Source organism: Corynebacterium sp. AOP12-C2-36 (assembly GCF_052379185.1).
In the GTDB taxonomy this organism is placed as follows: Bacteria; Actinomycetota; Actinomycetes; order Mycobacteriales; family Mycobacteriaceae; genus Corynebacterium.
Genome location: NZ_JBQSYJ010000005.1, coordinates 200,215 through 225,668, shown reverse-complemented (window position 1 = coordinate 225,668; position 25,454 = coordinate 200,215). Strand labels below are relative to the sequence as shown.

Genomic DNA, 25,454 nt, shown 5'->3' with positions numbered 1-25,454 from the left:
AACTGACCCGGTCACCGCCAATCCCCACAGAACCCCACAGATTTCCACAGACCACCGCAGACCGTACGCTCATAGCAACCGTGTCGGCCACCGCCCAGGACCCCGTCCCCTCGGATCCAGGCGACCGGCAGGCACGTGAGGTGCTGGAAGGACCCCATCTTGGCAGTCTCCCGCCTGACCAGTTCCACCCCGGGAATTCCCGGAGCTTCGCAACGTCACTCGTTCGCGAAGATCGACGCCCCGATCGAGGTTCCCGGTCTTCTCGACATCCAGAGGGACTCTTTCGCCTGGCTCGTCGGCACGCCGCAGTGGCGCGCCCGCAAGCAGGCTGAGGCCGGGGAGGGCGTTCGCATCACCTCCGGTCTCGAGGACATCCTCGAAGAGCTGTCCCCTGTCGAGGACTACTCCGAGAACATGTCCCTGGTCCTGTCCGAGCCGCGCTTCGACGACGTGAAGAACACCGTCGACGAGTGCAAGGACAAGGACATCAACTACTCGGCTCCGCTGTACGTCACCGCGGAGTTCACCAACGCCACCTCCGGTGAGATCAAGAGCCAGACCGTCTTCATCGGCGATTTCCCGATGATGACGGACAAGGGCACCTTCATCATCAACGGCACCGAGCGTGTCGTGGTCTCGCAGCTCGTCCGCTCCCCGGGCGTGTACTTCGACGAGTCCATCGACCCCGGTACCGAGCGTCCGCTGCACTCCGTGAAGGTCATCCCCTCGCGTGGTGCATGGCTGGAGTTCGACGTCGACAAGCGCGACACCATCGGTGTGCGCATCGACCGCAAGCGTCGTCAGCCGGTCACCGTGCTGCTGAAGGCCCTGGGTCTCAGCGCCGAGGAGATCACCGAGCGTTTCGGTTTCTCCGAGATCATGATGTCCACCCTCGAGAAGGACGGCGTCGCCAACACCGACGAGGCCCTGCTGGAGATCTACCGCAAGCAGCGTCCCGGTGAGTCGCCCACGCGCGACTCCGCGCAGGCACTGCTGGAGAACAGCTTCTTCAACTCCCGTCGCTACGACCTGGCGAAGGTGGGCCGCTACAAGGTCAACCGCAAGCTGGGCCTGGGCACCGGCGGCGAGGGTCCCATGACCCTCACCGAGCAGGACATCCTGACCACCATCGAGTACCTGGTGCGTCTGCACTCCGGCGAGCGCGACATGACCTCCCCGGACTCCGTGGAGATCCCGCTGGGCACCGACGACATCGACCACTTCGGCAACCGTCGTGTGCGTACCGTCGGCGAGCTGATCCAGAACCAGATCCGCGTGGGCCTGTCCCGCATGGAGCGCGTCGTGCGCGAGCGCATGACCACGCAGGACGCGGAGTCGATCACCCCGACCTCGCTGATCAACGTGCGTCCGGTCTCCGCCGCGATCCGCGAGTTCTTCGGCACCTCCCAGATGTCGCAGTTCATGGACCAGAACAACTCCCTGTCGGGTCTGACGAACAAGCGTCGTCTGTCCGCCCTGGGCCCCGGTGGTCTGTCGCGTGAGCGCGCCGGCCTCGAGGTGCGAGACGTGCACCCGTCCCACTACGGCCGCATGTGCCCGATCGAGACCCCTGAGGGGCCGAACATCGGTCTGATCGGTTCCCTGGCGTCCTACGCCCGCGTGAACCCCTTCGGCTTCATCGAGACTCCTTACCGTCGTGTCGAGAACGGTCAGATCACGGACGTGGTCGACTACCTCACCGCCGATGAGGAGGACCGCCACATCATCGCCCAGGCGAACACCCCGTACAACGCGGACAAGCAGTTCACCGAGGAGCAGATCGAGGTCCGTCTGCGTGGCGGCGACGTCGAGGTCGTCCCGGTCGACAAGGTCGACTACATGGACGTCTCGCCGCGTCAGATGGTCTCCGTGGCCACCGCCATGATTCCGTTCCTGGAGCACGACGACGCCAACCGTGCCCTCATGGGTGCGAACATGCAGCGTCAGGCCGTGCCGCTCCTGCGTGCCGAGGCCCCCTTCGTGGGCACCGGTATGGAGCAGCGCGCCGCCTACGACGCCGGCGACGTCATCGTCTCCCCGAAGGCCGGCGCCGTGGAGTTCGTCTCCGCCGACTACGTCACCATCATGGACGACGACGGCGTGCGCGACACCTACATGCTGCGCAAGTTCGAGCGCACCAACCAGGGCACCTGCTACAACCAGAAGCCGCTGGTCAGCCAGGGCGACCGCGTCGAGGCCGGCCAGGCCATCGCCGACGGCCCCGGCACCGACAACGGTGAGATGGCGCTGGGCCGCAACCTGCTGGTCGCCATCATGCCGTGGGAGGGTCACAACTACGAGGACGCCATCATCCTCAACCAGCGCATGGTTGAGCAGGACATCCTCACCTCGATCCACATCGAGGAGCACGAGATCGACGCCCGCGACACCAAGCTCGGGCCGGAGGAGATCACCCGCGACATCCCCAACGTGGGTGAGGACGTGCTCGCCGACCTGGACGAGCGCGGCATCGTGCGCATCGGTGCGGACGTCCGCGACGGCGACATCCTCGTCGGTAAGGTCACGCCCAAGGGCGAGACCGAGCTGACCCCGGAGGAGCGCCTGCTGCGCGCCATCTTCGGTGAGAAGGCCCGCGAGGTCCGCGACACCTCCATGAAGGTGCCCCACGGCGAGACCGGCAAGGTCATCGGCGTGCGCGTCTTCTCCCGCGAGGACGACGACGACCTGTCGCCCGGTGTCAACGAGATGGTCCGCGTGTACGTGGCGCAGAAGCGCAAGATCCAGGACGGCGACAAGCTCGCCGGCCGCCACGGCAACAAGGGTGTCGTCGGCAAGATCCTGCCCGCCGAGGACATGCCGTTCCTGCCGGACGGCACCCCGGTCGACATCATGCTGAACACCCACGGTGTCCCCCGTCGTATGAACATCGGTCAGGTCCTGGAGACCCACCTCGGCTGGCTGGCCAAGAACGGCTGGGCGGTCGACATCGACTCCGAGGACGAGACCGTCAAGGCCATGCTGGAGACCCTCCCGGAGGATCTCTACGACGTGCCGGCCGACTCGCTGACCGCCACCCCGGTGTTCGACGGAGCCTCCAACGAGGAGCTCTCCGGCCTGATGAAGTCGGTGCGTCCGAACCGTGACGGCATCCGCCTCACGGACGGCGACGGCAAGGCCGAGCTCATCGACGGTCGCTCCGGCGAGCCGTTCCCGTACCCGGTCTCCGTGGGCTACATGTACATGCTCAAGCTGCACCACCTCGTGGACGAGAAGATCCACGCGCGTTCCACCGGTCCGTACTCCATGATCACCCAGCAGCCGCTCGGTGGTAAGGCGCAGTTCGGTGGCCAGCGCTTCGGTGAGATGGAGGTGTGGGCCATGCAGGCGTACGGCGCGGCCTACACCCTGCAGGAGCTGCTCACCATCAAGTCGGACGACGTCGTGGGCCGTGTGAAGGTGTACGAGGCCATCGTCAAGGGCGAGAACATCCCGGACCCGGGTATCCCGGAGTCCTTCAAGGTTCTGCTCAAGGAGCTGCAGTCGCTGTGCCTCAACGTCGAGGTGCTCGCGGCCGACGGTTCCCCGATGGAGCTCAGCTCCACGGACGACGACGAGCTCGACCACGCCAACGCCGCCCTGGGCATCAACCTGTCCCGCGACGAGCGTCCGGACGCCGACAGCGACGTGGGCTAGCCCCCACCACCAGACAACGACCTTTTTTCACTGCACCACCCGTACTACCGCCCTCCGTATGAAGACGGAGGGGAAAGGGAGTCCACGTGCTGGACGTCAACTTCTTTGACGAACTGCGTATCGGTCTCGCGACCGCCGACGACATTCGTCGTTGGTCCCACGGCGAGGTCAAGAAGCCGGAGACCATCAACTACCGCACCCTGAAGCCCGAGAAGGACGGTCTGTTCTGCGAGCGGATCTTCGGGCCCACCCGTGACTGGGAGTGTGCCTGCGGCAAGTACAAGCGAGTCCGTTACAAGGGCATCATCTGTGAGCGCTGTGGTGTCGAGGTGACGAAGTCCAAGGTGCGCCGTGAGCGCATGGGCCACGTCGAGCTCGCCGCCCCGGTCACGCACATCTGGTACTTCAAGGGTGTGCCCTCCCGTCTGGGCTACCTGCTGGACCTGGCTCCGAAGGATCTCGAGAAGATCATCTACTTCGCGGCCAACATCATCACCTCCGTGGATGAGGAAGGTCGCCACAACGACCAGACCACCCTCGAGGCCGAGATGCTGGTGGAGAAGAAGGAGGTCGAGAACGAGCGCGACGCCGATCTGGCCGAGCGTTCCGAGAAGCTCGAGGCCGACCTGGCCGAGCTCGAGGCCGCCGGTGCCAAGGCCGACGCCAAGCGCAAGGTCCAGACCTCCGCCGAGCGCGAGATGCGCCACATCCGTGAGCGTGCCGAGCGCGAGGTCGAGCGTCTCGACGAGATCTGGAACACCTTCGTCAAGCTCGCCCCGAAGCAGATGATCGTGGACGAGGGCATCTACACCGAGCTCGTCGACCGCTACGAGGACTACTTCACCGGCGGCATGGGCGCGGAGTCCATCCAGACCCTCATCCGCTCCTTCGACCTCGAGGCCGAGGCCGAGAAGCTGCGCGAGATCATCCGCGACGGCAAGGGCCAGAAGAAGCTGCGCGCCCTCAAGCGCCTGAAGGTCGTCGCCGCGTTCCTGCGTTCCGGCAACGACCCGGCCGGCATGGTCCTGGACGCTGTCCCGGTGATCCCGCCGGAGCTGCGCCCGATGGTGCAGCTCGACGGTGGCCGCTTCGCGACCTCCGACCTCAACGACCTCTACCGTCGTGTGATCAACCGCAACAACCGCCTCAAGCGCATGCTGGACCTCGGTGCACCCGAGATCATCGTGAACAACGAGAAGCGCATGCTGCAGGAGTCCGTCGACGCGCTCTTCGACAACGGCCGCCGCGGCCGCCCGGTCACGGGCCCCGGCAACCGTCCGCTGAAGTCGCTGTCCGACCTGCTCAAGGGCAAGCAGGGCCGCTTCCGTCAGAACCTGCTCGGTAAGCGTGTCGACTACTCCGGTCGTTCGGTGATCATCGTCGGTCCGCAGCTGAAGCTGCACCAGTGTGGTCTGCCCAAGCAGATGGCCCTGGAGCTCTTCAAGCCGTTCGTGATGAAGCGCCTGGTCGAGAAGTCCTACGCGCAGAACATCAAGTCCGCCAAGCGGATGGTCGAGCGTCAGCGTCCCGAGGTGTGGGACGTGCTCGAGGACGCCATCGCCGAGCACCCGGTGATGCTGAACCGTGCGCCCACCCTGCACCGCCTGGGTATCCAGGCCTTCGAGCCGGTGCTCGTCGAGGGTAAGGCCATCCAGCTGCACCCGCTGGCCTGTGAGGCCTTCAACGCCGACTTCGACGGCGACCAGATGGCTGTGCACCTGCCGCTGTCCGACGAGGCCCAGGCCGAGGCCCGCATCCTGATGCTCGCCTCGAACAACATCCTGTCCCCGGCGTCCGGTAAGCCTCTGGCCATGCCGCGTCTGGACATGGTCACCGGCCTGTACTTCCTGACGCTGCAGAAGTCCGTGGACGAGATCGGTGGCCAGGGTGCCTACACCCCGGCCGACGAGAACGGTCCCGAGCGGGGCGTGTACTCCACCCTCGCCGAGGCCATCATGGCCCGCGACCGTGGCGTCCTGGGTCTGCAGGCCCCGATCAAGGTCCGCATCGACCACCTGCGTCCGCCGGCGGACGTCGAGGCCGAGCGTTTCCCCGACGGTTGGCAGAAGGGGGAGGTGTGGCTCGCCCACACCACCCTCGGCCGCGTGCTCTTCAACGACCTGCTGCCGTGGAACTACCCCTTCGTCGACGACGTCATGGCCAAGAAGCCGCAGGCCGCGGTCATCAACGACCTCGCCGCGAAGTACCCGATGATCACGGTCGCCCAGACCGTGGACAAGCTCAAGGACGCCGGTTTCTACTGGGCGACCCGTTCCGGCGTGACCATCACCATGCACGACGTGCTGGTCCTGCCGAACAAGAAGGAGATCCTCGACCGTTACGAGGAGCGTGCCCGCGTCATCGAGAAGAAGATGGCTCGCGGCAAGATCAACGCGACGGAGCGGTACAACTCCCTGGTCGACCTGTGGAAGGAAGCCACCGACTTCGTCGGTGAGTCCGTCGAGCAGCTCTACCCGGACGACAACCCGATCCCGATGATCGTGAAGTCCGGCGCGGCCGGCAACATGCGTCAGATCTGGACGCTGGCCGGTATGAAGGGCATGGTCACGAACTCGCGTGGTGACTACATCACGCGTCCGATCAAGACCTCCTTCCGTGAGGGACTGTCGGTGCTGGAGTACTTCAACAACTCCCACGGTTCGCGTAAGGGCCTGGCCGATACCGCGCTGCGTACCGCCGACTCGGGTTACCTGACCCGTCGTCTGGTGGATGTCGCGCAGGACGTCATCGTCCGCGAGGACGACTGCACCACGTCCAAGGGCGTCACCATCCCGCTGGCGGAGGCTGTGCCGGACGCCGAGGGCAACCCGACCGGGAAGTTCCGTCGTGCGGAGTTCGTCGAGACCGCGGCCACCGGCCGTTTCCTCGCCGCCGACGCCGTGGACCCCGAGGGCAACGTCGTCATCCCGGCCGGCCAGGACCTGGGCGACCCGGAGATCCAGCAGCTCGTCGACGCCGGTGTCGCTACCCTGAAGGTCCGCTCCGTGATGACCTGTGACACCGCCACCGGTGTCTGCGCGACCTGCTACGGACGTTCCATGGCAACCGGTAAGAAGGTTGACATCGGTGAGGCCGTGGGTATCGTCGCCGCGCAGTCCATCGGTGAGCCGGGTACCCAGCTGACCATGCGTACGTTCCACCAGGGTGGTGTCGGTGGAGACATCACCGGCGGTCTGCCCCGTGTCCAGGAGCTGTTCGAGGCCCGCGTCCCGAAGGCCAAGGCGCCCATCGCCTCGGTCGACGGCAAGGTGCGGATCGAGGACGACGACAACTTCTACACCCTGACCATCATCCCGGCCGACGGCTCGGACGAGGTCGTGTACGAGAAGCTGTCCAAGCGTCAGGGTCTGGCCGTCATCAAGGTCGGCGACTTCGAGCGTCAGATCAAGCAGGGCGACTCGGTCTCCCGCGGTCAGCAGTTGCTCAAGGGTTCCGCTGACCCGCACGAGGTGCTCCGCGTGATGGGTCGCCGTGGCGTCCAGCAGCACCTGATCAACGAGGTCCAGAAGGTCTACCGTGACCAGGGTGTGGCCATCCACGACAAGCACATCGAGATCATCGTGCGCCAGATGCTGCGTCGCGTGACGGTCATCGACTCCGGCTCGACCGAGTACCTGCCCGGTTCTCTCGTCGACCACGCCGACGCCGTGTCTGCCTCCAAGGCTGCGGTGCAGACCGGTGGACGTCCGGTGGAGGTGCGTGCCGAGATCATGGGTATCACCAAGGCCTCGCTGGCCACCGACTCCTGGCTGTCGGCCGCCTCCTTCCAGGAGACGACCCGTGTGCTGACGGACGCTGCGATCAACAAGCGTTCCGACAAGCTCATCGGCCTCAAGGAGAACGTGATCATCGGTAAGCTGATCCCCGCCGGTACCGGTATCTCCAAGTACCGCAACATCGCGGTGGAGCCGACCGAGGAGGCCCGCGCGGCCGCCTACCAGCTGCCGTCCACCTTCGGTGACGGTTTCTACGGTGACGACTCCTACGGTGAGTTCACCGGCGCTGCCGTCCCGCTGGACGACATCGACCTGAACTAGCAGGTGCCCGGTGGCCTAGCGCCGCCGGCCCACCCGCGAAGCAGAGCAAAGCCCGGTCCCCTTTCAAAGGGGGCCGGGTCTTCGTCGTTCGTGGGGGAGGGGCGGTCGCGGGGTCCATACCTGATACGTACGTACCAGTGCGCGTCCAGGGGCGATGAATTGAAACGGCGGGGAGGCGTTCGCGGGCCTGTGGCCGGGAACGATGTCTGGTACGGCTGTATAGTACGGATCTCGGCGGTGGCCCGGGTGCGGCGGGGGCGGGGATTTGGTGGTATGCGGCGTGTCGGGTAGTGTCAGGCCACAGTCCCAGTTATCAGGACGCGTCTGCCGGTTCTTCCGGTCGGATATGAACTTCTACCCCGTAGGCCAGCGAGAGCGGCTGAGGGGTTTCGGCACGTTCAAAACAAAGACGCGACTGACACAGCAGGGAAATGATCTCGAAGAAGGTCTCGTCCGACCACGAGCGTCCACCGGCATCAGCACCGGGAGAGCCCGGGGCACGGCAGGACACGAACAAGCAGAAAGTCGGTTTATGCCTACTATCCAGCAGCTGGTCCGAAAGGGCCGCCACGACAAGTCTGTCAAGACTGCCACGGCTGCGCTGAAGGGCTCGCCCCAGCGTCGTGGCGTGTGCACCCGCGTGTACACCACCACCCCGAAGAAGCCGAACTCGGCTCTTCGTAAGGTCGCCCGTGTGCGACTGACCTCCGGCATCGAGGTCTCCGCCTACATTCCCGGTGAGGGCCACAACCTCCAGGAGCACTCCATGGTGCTCGTCCGTGGTGGTCGTGTGAAGGACCTCCCGGGTGTCCGCTACAAGATCGTCCGCGGCTCCCTCGATACCCAGGGTGTCAAGGACCGCAAGCAGGCCCGTTCCCGCTACGGCGCCAAGAAGGAGAAGTAGAATGCCGCGTAAAGGTCCCGCACCCGCACGTCCCGTCGTCAAGGATCCGGTCTACGACGACGTCATCGTCTCCCAGCTCGTGAACAAGGTTCTGCTGGACGGCAAGAAGTCCACCGCCGAGCGCATCGTCTACGGTGCCCTCGAGGCCTGCCGCGACAAGACCGGTACCGACCCGGTCCTCACGCTGAAGAAGGCCCTCGACAACGTGAAGCCGGCCCTCGAGGTCCGCTCCCGTCGCGTCGGTGGCGCCACCTACCAGGTCCCGGTCGAGGTCCGTCCCGGTCGCTCCACCACCCTGGCCCTGCGCTGGCTCGTCACCTTCACCCGTCAGCGCCGCGAGAACACGATGACCGAGCGTCTCGCCAACGAGATCCTGGATGCGTCCAACGGTCTCGGCGCCTCGGTCAAGCGTCGCGAGGACACCCACAAGATGGCCGAGGCCAACCGCGCCTTCGCCCACTACCGCTGGTGATCTGAGAGGAGTCACCCCCGGGTGACTCCTCCCGGCCGGCGTGGAACCTGCGTGGTCGCCCGGTCGATGGCACAATCATCTACGACATTCCAACAACACCGAGGGAATAGACTGTGGCACAAGAAGTGCAGAAGGACCTGAAAAAGGTCCGCAACATCGGCATCATGGCGCACATCGATGCTGGTAAGACCACGACGACCGAGCGCATCCTCTACTACACCGGCATCAACCGCAAGGTTGGCGAGACGCACGACGGTGCCTCCACCACTGACTGGATGGAGCAGGAGAAGGAGCGTGGCATCACGATCACCTCCGCCGCCGTCACCTGTTTCTGGGATGAGAACCAGGTCAACATCATCGACACGCCCGGCCACGTCGACTTCACCGTCGAGGTCGAGCGCTCCCTGCGCGTCCTCGACGGCGCCGTCGCCGTCTTCGACGGCAAGGAGGGCGTCGAGCCCCAGTCGGAGCAGGTCTGGCGTCAGGCCGACAAGTACGACGTCCCCCGCATCTGCTTCGTCAACAAGATGGACAAGCTGGGCGCGGACTTCTACTTCACCGTTCAGACCATCATCGACCGCCTCGGTGCGAAGCCGTTGGTCATGCAGCTCCCGATCGGCGCCGAGGACGACTTCGACGGCGTCGTCGACCTGCTGACCATGAAGGCCATCACCTGGCGCGGCCGCGTCGAGGTCGGCGCTGAGTCGACCTACGAGGAGATCCCCGCCGATCTCGCCGACAAGGCCGCCGAGTACCGCGAGAAGCTCCTCGAGTCCGTCGCCGAGTCCGACGAGGCACTCATGGAGAAGTACTTCGCGGGCGAGGAGCTCTCCCTCGAGGAGATCAAGGCTGCCATCCGCAAGCTGACGATCAACTCCGAGATCTACCCCGTGCTCTGTGGTACCGCGTACCACAACAAGGGCATCCAGCCGGTGCTGGACGCGGTCATCGACTACCTCCCGTCCCCGCTGGACGTCGAGAACATCCAGGGCCACAAGCCGGGCCACGACGACGTCGAGATGTCCCGCAAGCCCAACGACGACGAGCCCTTCTCCGCTCTCGCCTTCAAGATCGCCGCTCACCCGTTCTTCGGCAAGCTCACCTTCGTGCGCGTCTACTCGGGCAACGTCGAGCCGGGCCAGCAGGTCCTCAACGCCGTCACCGGTAAGAAGGAGCGCGTTGGCAAGCTCTTCCAGATGCACGCCAACAAGGAGAACCCGGTCGACAAGGCCCACGCCGGTAACATCTACGCGATGATCGGTCTCAAGGAGACCACCACCGGTGACACGCTCTGCGACATCAACGACCCGATCCTCCTGGAGTCCATGGACTTCCCGGACCCGGTCATCAAGGTCTCCATCGAGCCGAAGACCAAGTCGGACCAGGAGAAGCTGGGTGTCGCCATCCAGCGCCTGACCGAAGAGGACCCGACCTTCACCGTCAACCTCGACGACGAGACCGGCCAGACCATCATCGGTGGTATGGGCGAGCTGCACCTCGACGTCTTCGTCGACCGCATGAAGCGCGAGTTCAAGGTCGAGGCCAACGTGGGTGCCCCGCAGGTCGCGTACCGCGAGACCATCCGCAAGCCCGTCGAGAAGATCGAGTTCACCCACAAGAAGCAGACCGGTGGTTCCGGTCAGTTCGCTAAGGTGATCATCGCCCTCGAGCCGTACAACCCGGATCCCGAGGAGCTGGAGGAGGGCGAGGACGCGAACTACAAGTTCGTCAACGCCGTCACCGGTGGCCGCATCCCCCGTGAGTACATCCCCTCGGTGGACGCCGGCATCCAGGACGCCATGCAGTACGGCTACCTGGCGGGCTTCCCGCTGGTCGACATCAAGGCCACCCTGATCGACGGTCAGTACCACGACGTCGACTCCTCGGAGATGGCGTTCAAGATCGCCGGTTCCCAGGCCCTGAAGGAAGGCGTCGCCAAGGCGAAGCCGGTCTTGCTCGAGCCCCTGATGGCTGTCGAGGTCACCACCCCTGAGGAGTTCATGGGTGAGGTCATCGGCGACATCAACTCCCGTCGTGGCCAGGTCTCGGCCATGGAGGACCGCTCCGGCGCCAAGGTCGTCAAGGGCAAGGTCCCGCTGTCCGAGATGTTCGGCTACGTCGGCGACCTGCGGTCCAAGACCCAGGGTCGTGCGAACTACACCATGATCTTCGACTCCTACGGTGAGGTTCCCTCCTCCGTGGCGACCGAGATCATCGCGGAGCGCACGGGCAACGCCTAGTTCTCCGCCGCCTCCCTCGGCCCCGGCCGAAGGACGCGACCTCGTCCTCCCCGCGGACGCCGGCCCAGCCTCCGGCTGGTGACACCGGCCGTCCACGGGGGAGGGTAGGGGTCAGCACCCGGTATCCTCGTAACCTGCCGTCACCACGCGGTTTTCGCTGCGGCGCAGGTTGCAGTAGGATGCAGAGTGCTGGCCGTTACCCAGCACCTGCGTGTAGGCAGGAAGCCCTTTCAATCCCGCCGTTCCGGTGCGGGGATGTCACGGCCGCCAACGCGCTGTACGATGCTGTAATCGGCACAATGAAAGACCCGGTGTTCCGGCTGCTGCACCAGCAGTGGACCCGGTACCGGAGTACATAATCCCCGTGGCTGCGAGAGTCGTAGTCACCGAAGAGTCCAGGAGGACACCACAGTGGCGAAGGCTAAGTTCGAGCGTACTAAGCCGCACGTTAACATCGGCACCATCGGTCACGTCGACCACGGCAAGACCACGACGACTGCCGCTATCACGAAGGTTCTGGCTGACACCTACCCGGAGCTCAACCAGGCCTTCGCATTCGACGCCATCGACAAGGCGCCGGAGGAGCGTGAGCGTGGCATCACGATCAACATCTCCCACGTGGAGTACCAGACCGAGAAGCGCCACTACGCACACGTGGATGCGCCGGGTCACGCCGACTACATCAAGAACATGATCACCGGTGCTGCTCAGATGGACGGTGCGATCCTCGTCGTCGCCGCCACTGACGGCCCGATGCCGCAGACCCGTGAGCACGTTCTGCTGGCTCGCCAGGTTGGCGTTCCCTACATCCTCGTTGCGCTGAACAAGTGCGACATGGTTGACGATGAGGACCTCATCGAGCTCGTCGAGATGGAGGTCCGTGAGCTCCTGGGCGAGCAGGACTACGACGAAGAGGCCCCGATCGTCCAGATCTCCGCTCTGAAGGCGCTCGAGGGCGACCCGAAGTGGACCCAGGCGATCGTCGACCTCATGCAGGCCTGCGACGACTCCATCCCGGATCCGGAGCGCGAGACCGACAAGCCGTTCCTGATGCCCGTCGAGGACATCTTCACGATCACCGGCCGCGGCACCGTGGTTACCGGTCGTGTCGAGCGTGGCGAGCTGAACCTGAACGACGAGATCGAGATCATCGGCATCCGCGAGAAGTCCACCAAGACCACGGTGACTTCCATCGAGATGTTCAACAAGCTGCTGGATTCGGCTGAGGCCGGCGACAACGCCGCCCTGCTGCTCCGCGGTCTGAAGCGCGAGGACGTCGAGCGCGGTCAGGTCATCGCCAAGCCCGGTGCCTACACCCCGCACACCGAGTTCGAGGGCTCCGTCTACATCCTGTCCAAGGATGAGGGCGGCCGCCACACCCCGTTCTTCGACAACTACCGCCCGCAGTTCTACTTCCGCACCACCGACGTCACCGGCGTCGTGAAGCTGCCGGAGGGCACCGAGATGGTCATGCCCGGCGACAACGTCGACATGAGCGTCACCCTGATCCAGCCGGTCGCCATGGACGAGGGCCTGCGGTTCGCCATCCGTGAGGGTGGCCGCACCGTCGGCGCCGGCCGTGTCACCAAGATCAACAAGTAGTTTGATCTGACCTGACAGGGTCCGTCCCCGCGCTCCGGCGCGATGGACGACACTGAGGACTGCCCCCACCCGTGTTCGCACGGGAGGGGGCAGTCCTTTTTGCATGCCCGCTCCTCCTTCGCGTCCCCCCCCCTCAGGCGTAGGGGAGTGGCCATGCAGTGCGATCACCCTTCCAGGCAGGGAAACGGGCCGAACGGCTGCCTGGAAGGGTGGTTATTCCGAACGGCCCCACCGCGCCCCGCAGGACCTCCCCGGCCCACGCCCCGCTGCCAATATCCTGGCAACCCGCCAACCCTCAAGCCAGTGGTGAACGCCATTGTCCGCTGATACGCTGCGCAGATGTCGTCCCGGTGTCCGTGGCGGGACAGTTGTGTCAATACTGCGCGCATGTGACAAATGACATAGATAGGTCTGGTATACGTGAAGCCAGGGTAGGGTACGCTGTTGCCGCCGTCGCTTATGGCGGTATACCCTCACACCCTTTTAGGAGGACGTCGTGCTACCCGCGATTGCACCTTACCCGTTGCCCGCCGCCGATTCCCTGCCGCGGAATCGCGCGGACTGGCAGCTTGATGCCCCTCACGCAGCTCTGCTGATCCATGACATGCAGGAGTATTTCATCGACGCGTTTGGCGAGGACTCGCCGATGGTCGCCACCGTCATCGACAACATCCGTCGGCTGCGCGAGGCCGCGGACGCCGCCGGTGTCCCGGTGTTCTACACCGCTCAGCCGCCGAACCAGGACCCCTCCGACCGCGGGCTCCTCGGTGACTTCTGGGGCCCCGGCCTCACCGACGACGGCCGCCAGGCGATCGTGGGCGACCTCGCCCCGCGTGAGGCCGATACGGTGCTCACGAAGTGGCGCTACGACGCCTTCTCCCGCTCGGACTTCGAGGACATGCTCGCCGGCGACGGCCGCGACCAGCTCATCATCGTCGGCGTGTACGCCCACATCGGTTGCCTGACAACGGCGACCTCCGCGTTCATGCGCGACGTCAAGCCTTTCCTGGTCGCCGACGCGATGGCGGACTTCACCCCGGAGGACCACCGGCACACCCTGGACTTCGCCGCGTCGCGGTGCGGCCTCGTCACGGACACGGCGTCGGTCGTCGACGGGCTCACCCAGTTCGCACGTCCGGCGGCTGCGGTCGGGGCGCGTGGTTGAGTTGTCCCATGTCTTTGTCACGGGCGCGGCGGGCGGTATCGGTAACGCCGTCGTGACCCGACTTCTGGAGGCCGGTCACACGGTTTCCGCGGCCGACGTGTCCCACGACGCGGGTGTCATCCGTGTGCGGACGCAACTGCCGGGCGTCCTCCACCAGGTGGGGTTGGACGTCTCGGACTCCGACCAGGTCGCGACGATCGTCGAGGACGTGTGGTCCTCGGTCGGCCCGGTGGACCGGGTGAGGAGACCAGCGACGAGGACTGGGACCGCCAGTTCGCCGTCAACGCCTTCGGCGTCTTCGCCTTGTGCCGCACGCTGGGCCCGCGGATGGCGGAGCGCGGCGGTGGCTCGATCGTCACCATCGGGTCCAATGCCGGCTCGGTGCCGCGCTCCAGGATGGTCGCCTATGCGGCGTCCAAGGCGGCGGCCAGCAGCGTGACGAGGTCCTTCGGCCTTGAGCTGGGGCCCCGTGGCGTGCGGTGTAACGTTGTCTGCCCGGGCACCACCCGCACGTCGATGATCGACGGTCTCGGCTCGGAGGAGTCGTTGGTCGCCGGTCAGCCCGAGTTGTTCAAGTCGGGCATTCCGCTGGGGCGAATCGCCGATCCGTCGGACATCGCCTCGGTCGTCGTCTTTCTCACCGGTGACGGTTCCCGTCACATGACCCTCCAGGAGGTGGTCGTCGATGGTGGTGCCAGCCAGCGTTGACCCGCGTACCGATGACATGTTGTTCGAGTTCTCCACGCCGGAGTACCGGCTGTCGGCCCGGGGCGTGAAGCAGGTCGTGGACCCGTCGGTGTGGGACGGCGACAGTGTCGCCGACGCCGTCGAGTCCCTGCTCGTGCACCTGGGCAACGAGGGGCCGGTCGTCGGGTGCATCCCCTTCGACACTGGACGTCCCGCGGTCCTCTACGTGCCCGAGGAGGTCACCTGGCGGGAGGGTTCCGTCGGTGACACGGCCCAGGAGACGGCCCAGGACGCGGCGCAGGACGCGGCGCAGGACGCTGCGACGGCGGCGAACGCCGCCGCAGAACCCCTGTCGCTGCCGGATTCGCCCGGCTACCGCCGCGCGGTGGCCAGCGCCGTGGAGCGGATCGAGGCCGAGGAGCTCAAGAAGGTCGTCCTCGCCCGGACGGCGTCGCTGGAGGCGGAGCAGGACTTCGACCTCGACCGGCTCGTCGCCGACCTCGGTGCGGCGAACCCGCACGCCTACATCTACCGCGCCGCCCTCGGTGAGTCGCAGGGTTCGCTGGTGGGGGCGAGCCCGGAGCTCGTCCTGCGCAGCCGGCGCGGTGCGGTCACGAGTTTCCCGCTGGCGGGTTCGGTGCCGCGGGACCGTCAGCACCCGGAGCGTGACCGGGACCTGACCCGCAACCTCCTGACCTCGCCGAAGGACCGCGCCGAGCACGGCCACGTGGTCAACCAGGTGGGGGAGGTGTTCCACCGTCACGCGAACAACGTGGTGGTGCCGGAGGCGCCGAGTGTGGTGTCCACCCCGGTGATCCTGCACCTGGGCAGTCGGATCACCGGCCGGTTGCCGGGGGTCGGTTCGCCGGCGTCGGTGATGAAGATGCTCTACGACCTGCACCCCACACCCGCCGTCTGCGGCTGGCCCACGGCGACCGCCCGTGAGCTCATCGGGGAGCTGGAGGACTTCGACCGCGGTATGTACTCCGGTCTGGTCGGCTGGGTGGACGCCAACGGCAACGCCGAGTGGGCGTTGTCGTTGCGCGGCGGCGTCGTCGACGGCCCCCGGGCGCAGCTCTTCGCCGGGGCCGGCATCGTCGCCGGTTCCGTGCCGGAAGAGGAACACCAGGAGACGGCGACGAAGTTCGCCACCTTCGCGCGCGTCCTGCAGAACCAGCAGCGTCGCGCCGTCAGTGTCTAGATAATAGGAAAGCCTGGCCTAAGGGTTCGGAATGTGTCATGATCCCCTCATGACGTCCTTCCCGCACCCCTCAGCCACCGTTCCCAACCGCCACGCCCGCCGACGCGCGGCGTCCGGCGTCCTCGCCGCGGCCCTGCTCCTCGCGGTGCCCGCATGCAGCACTGACGGGGAGGACGGCTCCAACTCCGACTCGGTCACCGACGTGGCCGACGGGGACGTGCGCAGGGTGACGGATTCCGAGGGCAACGAGGTGGAGGTCCCGGCGGACCCGCAGACCATCGTCACCCTGCACTTTGCCGCTGTACAGGCACTCCTGGACCTGGGGACCGAACCCGCCGGCCAGAACGGCACGGCCACCAGGTCCCTGCTCACCGAGGAGCAGTTCGAGCGGATGAAGGACGTTCCGGACATCGGCCGGGACGGCCAGGCGGACCTCGAGGCCGTCGCGGCGCTGGAGCCCGACCTGATCCTCGTGCCGAACATGGTGGACGAGGAGATCGTGGAGAAGCTGCGGGAACTCGCTCCGTCCTACATCTACACGCACGCCGGGCACGAGCGTGCGGACTGGTCCGGCCGGGTGGCGCAGATCGCCGACGCGGTCAACCGCACCGACCGCTACGAGGAGCTCGAGGAGGATCTGCGCGCCCGTCAGGAGGACGTCGCCGATGCCTACGGTGATGAGCTGGCCGACCGGCGGGTGGCCTTCTTCGCCTCCTACGACGACCAGGAGATCACCGCGATGGGCTCCGGCAGCATGGCCGGCGAGATCATCACGCCGGCGGGTGCCCGGTTCGCCGACGGCATCGACGACGCCACCCGCGACGCCGATGGTTGGGAGCAGGAGATGTCGGCGGAGAACCTCAGCTCGGTGCTCGGCGACGCGGACCTCGTCTTCTACGCGACGGGGTTCGACGGCGCGACGACCGACTCCCTCGACACACTGATGGAGTCGACCGCCTTCCGTGACCTCGAGGCCTCCCAGCAGGGGGAGGTCCGTCCGCTGGGCAAGGGGACCATCGCCGGATTCACCGACGCCTTCGACGTCCTCGACAACCTCGAGGACGCCGTCGAGGACTCCTCCGCCAACTGACCCGGGAGGGGTATGCTGGCCGGCCATGCGACTGTGGAGCCTTGACCCCTCGATCCTCGACCGTGCCGCACTCGTGGCCTGCTGGCGCGAGGCGTTGCTGGCGCAGAAGGTGCTGGAAGGCGGGACGCGGGGTTACACCGCCCACCCGCAGCTCAGGAGGTTCCGCGCGCAGGACGCCCCGACCGAGGCGATCGCCGCCTACCTGTGGGCCCTGCGCGAGGAGGCCACGGCACGGGGCTACCGCTTCGACGGTACCCGGATCCACGGCACGGCGACGCCGGACGACCTCACACCGGTCCCCGTCACCGGCGGGCAGCTCGCCTACGAGCTCGAGCACCTGCGTCGTAAGGTGACCGAGCGTGCGCCGGAGTGGCTGGACAACCTGCCGGACGCGAGCCTCCCGGACGACGAGATCCCCGCCCACCCGCTGTTGCGGGTCGTGGCGGGGGAGGTCGAGGACTGGGAGGTGGTCAGCGACCCCCGGCGGTAGCGTTCTCGTGTTCCGGGTTCACCGCGGAGACCACGTTCTTCTCCGCCCGCGGGTCCAGGGGCACGATGTTCGGCGTCCCGGTGACCGGGTCGGGGACCACCAGGGCGCGCAGTCCGAAGACCTCCTCGACGAGCTCGGGGGTCATCACGTCCTGCGGGGCGCCGGTCGTCACGATCCGCCCGTCACGCATCACGATGAGGTGCCCGGCGTAACGGCAGGCCTGGTTGAGGTCGTGCAGCACGGTGACCACGGTCTTGCCGTCGTCGTGGAAGGTGCGCAGCAGCTCCATCAGCTCGTACTGGTGGGCGATGTCCAGGAATGTCGTCGGCTCGTCGAGCAGCATGATCGGGGTCTGCTGGGCCAGCAGCATCGCCACCCACACGCGCTGGCGCTGACCGCCGGAGAGTTCGGAGACGAGACGGCCCGACAGCACGTCGGTGCGGGTGGCCTCCAGGGCCTCCTTCACCGCCTGCTCGTCCTCACGCGACCACTGGTGGAACAGCGACTGGTAGGGGGCGCGCCCGCGGGCGACGAGGTCGGCGACGCGGATGCCCTCGGGTGCCAGGGAGGTCTGCGGGAGCAGCCCGAGCTGGCGGGCGACGTCCTTCGCCCCGTAGGACGAGATCTTCTTGTCGTCCAGCAGGACCTCGCCCTTCGCCGGGGTCAGGACGCGGGCGAGTGCGCGCAGCAGGGTGGACTTGCCGCAGCCGTTGGGACCGATGATGGCGGTGAACGACTCGTGCGGGATATCCACCGAGAGGTCGGTGGAGATGATCCGCTGGTCGTAACCGATGGTGGCGTCGACGGCCTTCAGGCGGGTCGAGGGGCCGTGCGTTGAGTCAGTCATTCCATGTTCCCGTTAGTTGGTCTGTTTCGGTGCGCCGTACTGCTTGCGGGCCTCGCGGACGAGCAGCCAGATCATGTACACGCCGCCCACGCTCACGGTCAGCAGACCGACGGGGATCGAACGGTAGAACTGGGAGATCACCAGCGAGAGGAAGTGGGCGAAGGTGAGCAGGGCGGCACCCACCGCGGCGGCACCGAGCACGGTGACCCCCGGGGTGCCGGCGATGCGCCGGGCGAGCTGCGGGGCGACCAGGGCGATGAAGCCGATGGGCCCGGCGGCGGCGGTGACCAGCGCGGTCGTGGCCACACCGGTGATCATCAGGGCCAGGCGGGTACGTTCCACGTTCACGCCCTGGGTGGTGGCGGCGTCGTCGCCGAGTTCCATCTGCTTGAGCGCCGGGGCCAGCAGGGCGATCAGGACGATGACCAGGATGCCGATGGCCAGGACGGGCAGCAGCGACTGCCAGGTGACCCGGTTGATCGACCCGGCGGACCAGAAGCCGACCATCATGGCGTCCTCCACGTCGGCGCGGGTGATCAGGTAGGCGTTGAGCGAGCCGAGGGTGGCGGAGACGCCGATGCCCACGATGATCAGGCGGAAGCTCTGCACCGACTTGTTCTTGCGGGCCAGCAGGAAGACCACGAAGGCGGTCAGCACGCCGCCGATGATCGCGGCGAAGGCGATGTTCCAGTAGGCGGTGGAACCGATGACCAGCATGGTCAGGGTCACGGCGGTGAAGGAGCCGGCGTCGAAGCCGATGATGTCCGGGGAGCCCAGCGGGTTGCGGGTCATGGACTGGAACACCGCGCCACCGATGCCGAGCAGGGCGCCGAAGAACACCGCGGAGATCGCCACGGGCATGCGCCACTCCACGACCACGATCCGGTGGAAGCGTTCGCCGTTGCCGATGATGGCGTTGAACACCTCCAGCGGGTTGAGCGGGTACTGGCCGATGCCGATGGCCACCAGGGCGAGCAGTGCGGCCGAGCCGATGAAGAGGCAGGCGACCACGCCCGAGCGGATGTGGAATCGGTGGTCGGTGAACGGGGTCCGGACGGTGCGGGTGGTGTAGCCGAAGTCGATCGTGCTGTCAGGAGTCTTCACAGGCCGCTCGCATTCTTCCGTCGGACCAGGGCGATGAGCACCGGGGCACCGATGACGGCGGTGAGGATGCCCACCTGGATCTCACCGGGACGGGCGATGACACGGCCCAGGGTGTCGGCCAGCATGACCATGATCGGTCCGCCGAGCAGGCAGTAGAAGAAGATCCAACGCTGGTCCGGACCGACGATCCAGCGCACCACGTGGGGCACCATCAGCCCCACGAAGCCGATGCCGCCGGTCAGCGCGGTCGCCCCGCCGGCGAGCACGGTGACGGCCAGGATCGTCACGATCCTGGCGCGCACGACCTTGGTGCCCAGGGATGCGGCGAGGTCGTCGCCCAGGGCGATGGAGTTCAGGTCGGTGGACACCAGGACCGCCAGCACGAATCCGAGCAGGAGGAAGGGGATCACGGCCTGCGCGTCGGCGATGGAGGTCCGGGCCACGGAACCGAGGTTCCAGTTGCGGATGGCCTCGAAGGTGTCGGGGTCGATGAGCTGCAGGAAGCTGGTCACACCTCCGAACACGGCGGCCAGTGCGACACCGGCGAGGACGAGCGTCGCCGGGTTCGCCCCGCGGGAGCCGCCGGCCACGCCGATGACGTAGACCAGCACGGTGGTGGCGGCGGCACCGAGGAAGGCGAACCAGATGTACTGGGTGATGCCGGCGATGCCGAAGATGCCCACGCCCACGGTGACGGCCAGTCCCGCGCCGGCGTTGACGCCGAGGATGCCGGCGTCCGCCAGGGGGTTACGGGTGAGTGCCTGGATCAGTGCGCCGGACAGGGCGAAGGCGGCACCGGTGAGGATGCCGATCACCGTCCGTGGGAAGCGCTGGTCCCACACGATGTAGGACGCCTCGTTCTCCCCGCGGTTCCAGATCGCGTCCCAGACCTCCGCGTAGGGGATGGGGTTGGCGCCGTGGGCGAGGCTGGCGATGAAGGCCAGGAAGAGGACGACGAGCAGTACGACCAGGCCGATGGCCCGTTTCGCGTACAGTCCGGTGGTCGTGGAGGCCGCTACGGTGTCCTTGTCGCCGTCGTCGCCGTCATCGGAGGGTGGGGCCTGCGAGGTGTCCAGGGTGTGTGTCATTGGTGCGTGAGCGGTCCCGGGACAGCCGGGAACCCCGTTCTTCCTTCTCGTAGTCGGCGTGGAGCGGACCACGTATAAGGGTTCGCTTGCCCGGGGGACACTATCAGTAGGCTAACCTCACTGTCAAGGGATTGATATTCCCCTGACCTGCGGTCCAGCGTGTCCGGCACGCCGCCTGTGCCGACTCGCGAACTCCTACCGGGGCCGGGCGGGCTGCTCGACCTGCAGCAGGAATCGGGGGAGGATCTCCTGGCCCGGGAGTGCGGTGGTGATGTCCCGGGCCGCGCGGGCGCAGTCGGCACCGAGCTCGGCCACGTCGGCCTCTGCCGGGATCCGCAACCGGATCTCGATGATGTCGGTACCGCGGTCGGTGGTCGCACGGTAGGACGTCGAACGTACGTCGTCGCGCTTCTCGAAGGACTGGGCGACGGCGGACGCGAGGTCCCCGGGGGACGTGCGGATCGTGCCGGTCGCCGCGGACGTCGGTGAAGCGCCCCGGCCGAGGCGGCGCCGTTCGATGTTGATGCCGATGAGGAACAGTCCCACCAGCCCGGTGACCACGGCGGCGACGATGAGGATGGCGGTGTAGTTGTCCTGCCCGGTCAGCCCGGACCAGAAGTCGCGGTCCACGACCTCGCCGATGCGCTCGGCGGGGCCGAACTCGAAGTGCACTCCGACTGCCCAGAAGGCGAGCCCTCCGAACAGGAGGAACAGCAGGAAGGTCACGAGCCGGTCGAAGGTTGCTCTGCCACGGTTCACTTGCCTTCACCTCCTGCGGAGACGCTCACGTCGACCGTCGGGGTCGTCGTCAGGTGCCCGGCGAGTTCGTTGACCTGGGCGGCCACGCTGTCCCGGATGGCTCCGGCGGAGTCCGGGGTGACCGCGGTTTCCACGGTCACGGAGATCTTCTTGCGCGTCGCCACGCTCCGGGCGGTGAGCACCCCGGGCACCCGACGTGCGGCGGCGGTGGACAACCGGGCCACGTCGACGGGGCGGGCGAACAGTGCGGTGTCGTCGTCGAACGCGAGGTGCGTCCGGCTGCGGGGGCGCAGCGTGACGATGAGGAAGATGAGCGCGACGACGGCGCAGCCGATGCCGGCCCACAGCATCCACGTCTCCTGCTGGACGGTGGCGAACCAGTCGAACACGGGCGGCAGGAGCTGCGTCCCGCCGACGGTGTCGGTGACGATGAGGATGTCACGGACGATGACGGCGGTGACGCCGAGCAGGACGAGCCCGAGCAGGACGGTCCAGCCGCGCGCATGCGGCGCGGCCTTGGGCTCAGGCGGCGCAGGACGCGACGCGTCCTTGCCGTCCTTCTTCCCGCCGTCCCGCGGCTCGTCCTCCAGCGTGGTGAGGTCGACGGCGAACCGGCCGGAGGGTTCCGGACGGTAGTGCTCGGGGTGCTGGGGTGCGTTGTGTGTCGTCGTCACCGCGGGCTCCTCCTGTCGGGTGTTGAGGTGTCTTCCGCGCCGGCCGGCCGCCAGCGGCGGGAGGTGTCGACCGTGACGGGGACCGTGCGACGGTGCCGCACGGTGGGAAAGACGGTCACCTCCAGTCCCTGGGGCGTCGGCACCGCCCGGGTGGCCAGCCCGCGTGGGGTCGGGATGTCGCGCAGCCGCGGCCCGGCCGGTGTGGGGACGTCCCGCAGCAGAGGAAGTCCCTGCGCCCGCGGGGGCACGACGACGTCGGCGTGGTCCACGAGTACCGGTTCCAGGGGACGCGGACGGGTGGCGTCGAACGGTGAGCGCGGGTGGCGCACCGGTTCGACGGGCGGGGTGACCGGATGGGCGACCTCCGGCGGCGGCGGGAGATGGACGGGGGTGAGCTGTACCGGGGCGGGAGTGGTCGGACGACGCACCGGGGTCCGAGGCGGGGCGGAGACGTGCCGCGGTGCCGGCGGCAGGTTCAGGATGACCTGGGTGATGCTCACTGACTCCGGTGCCGTCGGATGCTCGACCGTCACCTCCTCCAGTGCGGTGGGGGACAGGACGTCGGTCACCGCGCGCTCGACGGTGGGGGAGGTGACGTCCAGTCGGTCCGTGGTCACGCGGGTGAGTTCGGGCGTGCGCGGCGCGCGCACCAACTCGTCGAGGGTGACCCCGGAGGTCCTGGAGCTGTCGCCGGAGCTGTCACCGGACTCCTCATCGCCGGAACCCGGCACGACCGCCGTGACGTCCACGTTGACCGCCAGCACGGGCACACCGGTGGTGTGTTCGACCCATTCACCGACGGTCTCGCGGGTCACCTGTGCCACGGCCACGGTGGGCGCGGGCCAGGCGGTGGCGATCTGGACGTCGACGACCGCCGCGCGTCCGCCGGGGTCCATCTGGACGGAGACCCGGGGCAGTCGCCGGCCGGTGAACTGGCCAATCCCGGAGGAGTGGCGCAGCACGCCGGGCACGGACAGTGCCGCCCGTGTCGCGATCTTCTCCAGCACCTTCAGCTCGATGGACGTGTGGGTGCGCTGTTCGCGGTAGGCGGCACTGCGCGGAAGGTCGACCGCGGTCGCCGCGTCCGGCACCTCACCCTCGGGGGCCGTGGGCCCCGACTGTGTTGTCTGGGTGGACACAGGGGATCAGCCCCGTCCCCGGCCACTGGTGTTAAAGGCGCGGCGGAGGTCGATCAGGCCCTCCAGGTGGGCGCCGACGAGGCCGCCGACCCCGCACAGGACGAGCACCACCAGGAACCCGACCACGCCGTGCCACAGGGCACCGACGGCCAGCAGGAATCCCAGCAGTACCCCGATGATTGTCGCGTACTTCATGATGACCTCATTCTCTGTCGGACTTGTCGTCTGGGCCGGTCTCGGTGAACCTCCGGGAACCGGGGAAACTGGTGGGAAGCCGGGACCGCACGGTCCGGTCGGCGTCCCTGACGAACTTCCCGGCGGCACGCATCATGCGTCGGGTCTTCGGCGAGTGGGCGATGACGGAGCTGCGGGCGCGAAGATCCTCCGCGCGCCGCAGCACCTCGTCGGACGTCCGCTCGGCGAAGTCGGTCGCCTGGCGCGCGACGTCGTCGGGAATGAAACCGGGGAGCTTGACGCTCTCGACGCTCCGGCGCAGCGAGCTGCGGCGTTCCCACTGGGCGTCGAGGTCGCGGAGCGCGGCGATGAGCTGGTCGTCGGTACCACCGCGGTCGGGGTGGTGCTCGCGGATGACCTGGCGACGCAGACGCACGTACTCCGGATCCTTCCGGAAGTCCGGGGAAGGTCCGGATGCTCCGGGACTACTCATGGTTGCTCCAAGATCTCCGGTGTCGGTGGACGGTGGGGACTACTGGACCCGCGGGGCCTGCTCGGGCTCGACGTCCTCGTCCTCGTTGTCCTCGGGCAGGTGGACGTCGTGCACGACGACGTTGACCTCGGTGACCTGCAGGCCGGTCATCTCCTCGACGGAGAGGATGATGTTGCGGCGGATCGCCTCGGCCAGTTCGTGGATCGCGACGCCGTACTCGGCGACGATGGCGATGTCGACGGCGGCCTGGCGGTCGCCGACCTCCACCGAGATGCCCTGCTGGACGTTGACGCGGCCACCCGGGATGCGCTCGCGGATGGCACCGATGGTGCGCGAGGCGCCACCGCCGAGGCCGTGGACGCCGGAGACCTCACGGGCCGCCATGCCCGCGATCTTCGATACGACGACGTCGGCCACGGAGGTGCGGCCGTGCTCGGTGAACAGGTCCGAGTCGGTGTTCTCGCCGTCCTGCACCGCCGGGACCGAGCTGCTTCCGGAGTTCTTCTGGGAGTCGTTCTCACTCATGGGTGGCCTCACTGTTCTTGATGAGTCTGGATGGTGTCTCTCACGGGGCGTGCCGACGTCGGTGTCGGTACTGGCGCCCAGAATACTCATTTTTCCGGGGTGTGACGGCGGGGCGGAGGAAGATGTTGTAGCGACCCCTCCCGAACGCACCCGGCGGGCACCGGGGCCTGCGGGAAGGCGGGATTTGAAGGAAGCGCCGCGCCGTGGTTAAATAGCGGACGTTGCTTTGACATTGCGTCTGAGCGTCTTCGCTTTACACCTCGTCATCAGGCCGGATCGGAACCGGTGGTGGGGGAGCCCGAGACGTGAGACGGCGCAGATGGTGAAGTGAGCATGAACCATCATCGACGGATCACCTTCGCCTGGGCATTGCCCGGACGGGGTCGGACTGTCGTGCGGTAACCCAGGTGGACCGGGCCGACACGCCCGACCGCGGGGGCCGGAGGTGGGGCATGGCAAATAAACAGCGGCAGTAAGTGAAGATCCCGGCCACCACGTTGGAGGGGCTCTTCCTCACATAGATTTCGGCGGCCACCGGGGTGCACACCCCCGTGGCGGGCCGGACGGTCACCGTGTTTGCCATCGTCTTTCCACGACGGCACCCAGGGAAACCGTGAGACCAACCGAAATCATGACTGGCGTCTGTGCCAGGCCCACGGCCGGACAGCGTTGACATTGAAAAGAAGTTCCTTCGGACCCGGGCTCCGGGCGAGGGGGACACGAGGAAGAGGACTAGCGTGGCGGGACAGAAGATCCGCATCAGGCTCAAGGCCTACGATCACGAGGCAATCGACGCTTCTGCAAAGAAGATTGTCGAGACGGTCACCCGTACCGGTGCTCGTGTGGTCGGCCCTGTGCCTCTGCCCACTGAGAAGAACGTGTACTGCGTCATCCGCTCGCCGCACAAGTACAAGGACTCGCGCGAGCACTTCGAGATGCGCACCCACAAGCGCCTGATCGACATTCTCGACCCGACGCCGAAGACCGTTGACGCCCTGATGCGCATCGATCTGCCGGCGAGCGTCGACGTCAACATCCAGTGATCTCGTCAGAGAACCTGGACTTGAGTCTGAACTGAGGCAGCGGAG

Annotated in this window: 20 protein-coding genes and 1 pseudogene; 12 read left to right on the top strand and 9 right to left on the bottom strand. The window is 67.0% G+C overall.

Annotated features, from left to right (window positions below; translation table 11 throughout):
• The first annotated feature begins 135 nt into the window (after nt 1-135).
• The 11 genes and pseudogenes from rpoB to ACT3UN_RS06405 all read left to right on the top strand — a co-directional run bounded on the left by rpoB (nt 136) and on the right by ACT3UN_RS06405 (nt 17,563).
• On the top strand, nt 136-3,654 hold the full coding sequence (gene rpoB / locus ACT3UN_RS06455; protein WP_444626355.1) for a DNA-directed RNA polymerase subunit beta: 3,519 nt from the start codon (nt 136-138) through the stop codon (nt 3,652-3,654).
• Nucleotides 3,655-3,740: 86 nt separating this feature from the next.
• The gene (locus tag ACT3UN_RS06450; RefSeq protein WP_444614790.1) at nt 3,741-7,712 is read left to right on the top strand and encodes a DNA-directed RNA polymerase subunit beta'; all 3,972 of its coding nucleotides are present in this window, start codon (nt 3,741-3,743) and stop codon (nt 7,710-7,712) included.
• 532 nt (nt 7,713-8,244) lie between these two features.
• Nucleotides 8,245-8,616: a 30S ribosomal protein S12 gene (gene rpsL, locus ACT3UN_RS06445; protein ID WP_444614789.1), complete on the top strand. Its 372-nt coding sequence runs from the start codon at nt 8,245-8,247 to the stop codon at nt 8,614-8,616.
• Nucleotide 8,617: 1 nt separating this feature from the next.
• Complete coding sequence (gene rpsG / locus ACT3UN_RS06440; RefSeq protein ID WP_339996943.1) at nt 8,618-9,088, top strand: 30S ribosomal protein S7; 471 nt, start codon at nt 8,618-8,620, stop codon at nt 9,086-9,088.
• Between the two features lie 113 nt (nt 9,089-9,201).
• On the top strand, nt 9,202-11,328 hold the full coding sequence (fusA, locus tag ACT3UN_RS06435; protein ID WP_444656782.1) for an elongation factor G: 2,127 nt from the start codon (nt 9,202-9,204) through the stop codon (nt 11,326-11,328).
• A 411-nt stretch (nt 11,329-11,739) separates the two neighbouring features.
• Nucleotides 11,740-12,930: an elongation factor Tu gene (gene tuf, locus ACT3UN_RS06430; RefSeq protein WP_444614786.1), complete on the top strand. Its 1,191-nt coding sequence runs from the start codon at nt 11,740-11,742 to the stop codon at nt 12,928-12,930.
• A gap of 496 nt (nt 12,931-13,426) precedes the next feature.
• Nucleotides 13,427-14,095 (top strand): isochorismatase family protein, encoded by a 669-nt coding sequence (locus ACT3UN_RS06425; protein WP_301444270.1) that lies wholly within the window; start codon nt 13,427-13,429, stop codon nt 14,093-14,095.
• Nucleotides 14,088-14,803 (top strand): annotated as a pseudogene (locus ACT3UN_RS06420) (SDR family oxidoreductase). The gene ACT3UN_RS06425 and the pseudogene ACT3UN_RS06420 overlap by 8 nt, the downstream one beginning before the upstream one ends.
• Entirely contained in the window at nt 14,781-15,983 is a 1,203-nt protein-coding gene (locus ACT3UN_RS06415; protein WP_441583034.1) for an isochorismate synthase, read from the top strand. Before ACT3UN_RS06420 ends, ACT3UN_RS06415 begins: the two are co-directional and overlap by 23 nt.
• Nucleotides 15,984-16,032: 49 nt before the next feature.
• Nucleotides 16,033-17,073 carry an ABC transporter substrate-binding protein gene (locus tag ACT3UN_RS06410; protein WP_444656781.1) on the top strand — a complete coding sequence of 347 codons (1,041 nt, stop codon included), beginning with the start codon at nt 16,033-16,035 and terminating at the stop codon, nt 17,071-17,073.
• A gap of 25 nt (nt 17,074-17,098) precedes the next feature.
• On the top strand, nt 17,099-17,563 hold the full coding sequence (locus ACT3UN_RS06405; protein ID WP_301443995.1) for a pyrimidine dimer DNA glycosylase/endonuclease V: 465 nt from the start codon (nt 17,099-17,101) through the stop codon (nt 17,561-17,563).
• Here the strand turns inward: ACT3UN_RS06405 and ACT3UN_RS06400 are convergent.
• The 9 genes from ACT3UN_RS06400 to ACT3UN_RS06360 all read right to left on the bottom strand — a co-directional run bounded on the left by ACT3UN_RS06400 (nt 17,544) and on the right by ACT3UN_RS06360 (nt 24,366).
• Nucleotides 17,544-18,410 carry an ABC transporter ATP-binding protein gene (locus ACT3UN_RS06400; RefSeq protein WP_441579568.1) on the bottom strand — a complete coding sequence of 289 codons (867 nt, stop codon included), beginning with the start codon at nt 18,408-18,410 and terminating at the stop codon, nt 17,544-17,546. The genes ACT3UN_RS06405 and ACT3UN_RS06400 overlap by 20 nt on opposite strands.
• A 12-nt stretch (nt 18,411-18,422) precedes the next feature.
• Nucleotides 18,423-19,514, bottom strand: coding sequence for a FecCD family ABC transporter permease (locus ACT3UN_RS06395; RefSeq protein ID WP_441583035.1), 1,092 nt, complete (start codon nt 19,512-19,514; stop codon nt 18,423-18,425).
• Entirely contained in the window at nt 19,511-20,602 is a 1,092-nt protein-coding gene (locus ACT3UN_RS06390; protein WP_441583036.1) for a FecCD family ABC transporter permease, read from the bottom strand. The genes ACT3UN_RS06395 and ACT3UN_RS06390 overlap by 4 nt, the downstream gene beginning before the upstream one ends.
• Nucleotides 20,603-20,797: 195 nt before the next feature.
• Complete coding sequence (locus tag ACT3UN_RS06385; protein WP_301444073.1) at nt 20,798-21,361, bottom strand: hypothetical protein; 564 nt, start codon at nt 21,359-21,361, stop codon at nt 20,798-20,800.
• Nucleotides 21,358-22,035, bottom strand: a complete 678-nt coding sequence (locus ACT3UN_RS06380) for a hypothetical protein (RefSeq protein WP_444656780.1) — start codon at nt 22,033-22,035, stop codon at nt 21,358-21,360. Before ACT3UN_RS06380 ends, ACT3UN_RS06385 begins: the two co-directional genes overlap by 4 nt.
• Entirely contained in the window at nt 22,032-23,174 is a 1,143-nt protein-coding gene (locus tag ACT3UN_RS06375) for an Asp23/Gls24 family envelope stress response protein (protein WP_441583038.1), read from the bottom strand. The genes ACT3UN_RS06380 and ACT3UN_RS06375 overlap by 4 nt, the downstream gene beginning before the upstream one ends.
• Before the next feature lie 6 nt (nt 23,175-23,180).
• Nucleotides 23,181-23,369, bottom strand: a complete 189-nt coding sequence (locus ACT3UN_RS06370; RefSeq protein WP_301444146.1) for a hypothetical protein — start codon at nt 23,367-23,369, stop codon at nt 23,181-23,183.
• Nucleotides 23,370-23,376: 7 nt separating this feature from the next.
• The gene (locus ACT3UN_RS06365; RefSeq protein WP_301444147.1) at nt 23,377-23,841 is read right to left on the bottom strand and encodes a hypothetical protein; all 465 of its coding nucleotides are present in this window, start codon (nt 23,839-23,841) and stop codon (nt 23,377-23,379) included.
• A 39-nt stretch (nt 23,842-23,880) separates the two neighbouring features.
• Entirely contained in the window at nt 23,881-24,366 is a 486-nt protein-coding gene (locus ACT3UN_RS06360; protein ID WP_301444148.1) for an Asp23/Gls24 family envelope stress response protein, read from the bottom strand.
• Nucleotides 24,367-25,103: 737 nt separating this feature from the next.
• Between ACT3UN_RS06360 and rpsJ the strand changes: the two genes are divergently transcribed.
• On the top strand, nt 25,104-25,409 hold the full coding sequence (gene rpsJ / locus ACT3UN_RS06355; protein WP_010120790.1) for a 30S ribosomal protein S10: 306 nt from the start codon (nt 25,104-25,106) through the stop codon (nt 25,407-25,409).
• Nucleotides 25,410-25,454 lie beyond the last annotated feature (45 nt).

Excerpts from the sequence above, each read along its gene's own strand:
- rpsL (WP_444614789.1), top strand. The coding sequence starts at position 8,245 with ATGCCTACTATCCAGCAGCTGGTCCGAAAGGGCCGCCACGACAAGTCT.
- rpsG (WP_339996943.1), top strand. The coding sequence starts at position 8,618 with ATGCCGCGTAAAGGTCCCGCACCCGCACGTCCCGTCGTCAAGGATCCG.
- ACT3UN_RS06415 (WP_441583034.1), top strand. The coding sequence starts at position 14,781 with ATGGTGGTGCCAGCCAGCGTTGACCCGCGTACCGATGACATGTTGTTC.
- ACT3UN_RS06410 (WP_444656781.1), top strand. The coding sequence starts at position 16,033 with ATGACGTCCTTCCCGCACCCCTCAGCCACCGTTCCCAACCGCCACGCC.
- ACT3UN_RS06405 (WP_301443995.1), top strand. The coding sequence starts at position 17,099 with ATGCGACTGTGGAGCCTTGACCCCTCGATCCTCGACCGTGCCGCACTC.
- ACT3UN_RS06400 (WP_441579568.1), bottom strand. The coding sequence starts at position 18,410 with ATGACTGACTCAACGCACGGCCCCTCGACCCGCCTGAAGGCCGTCGAC.
- ACT3UN_RS06390 (WP_441583036.1), bottom strand. The coding sequence starts at position 20,602 with ATGACACACACCCTGGACACCTCGCAGGCCCCACCCTCCGATGACGGC.
- ACT3UN_RS06370 (WP_301444146.1), bottom strand. The coding sequence starts at position 23,369 with ATGAAGTACGCGACAATCATCGGGGTACTGCTGGGATTCCTGCTGGCC.
- ACT3UN_RS06365 (WP_301444147.1), bottom strand. The coding sequence starts at position 23,841 with ATGAGTAGTCCCGGAGCATCCGGACCTTCCCCGGACTTCCGGAAGGAT.
- ACT3UN_RS06360 (WP_301444148.1), bottom strand. The coding sequence starts at position 24,366 with ATGAGTGAGAACGACTCCCAGAAGAACTCCGGAAGCAGCTCGGTCCCG.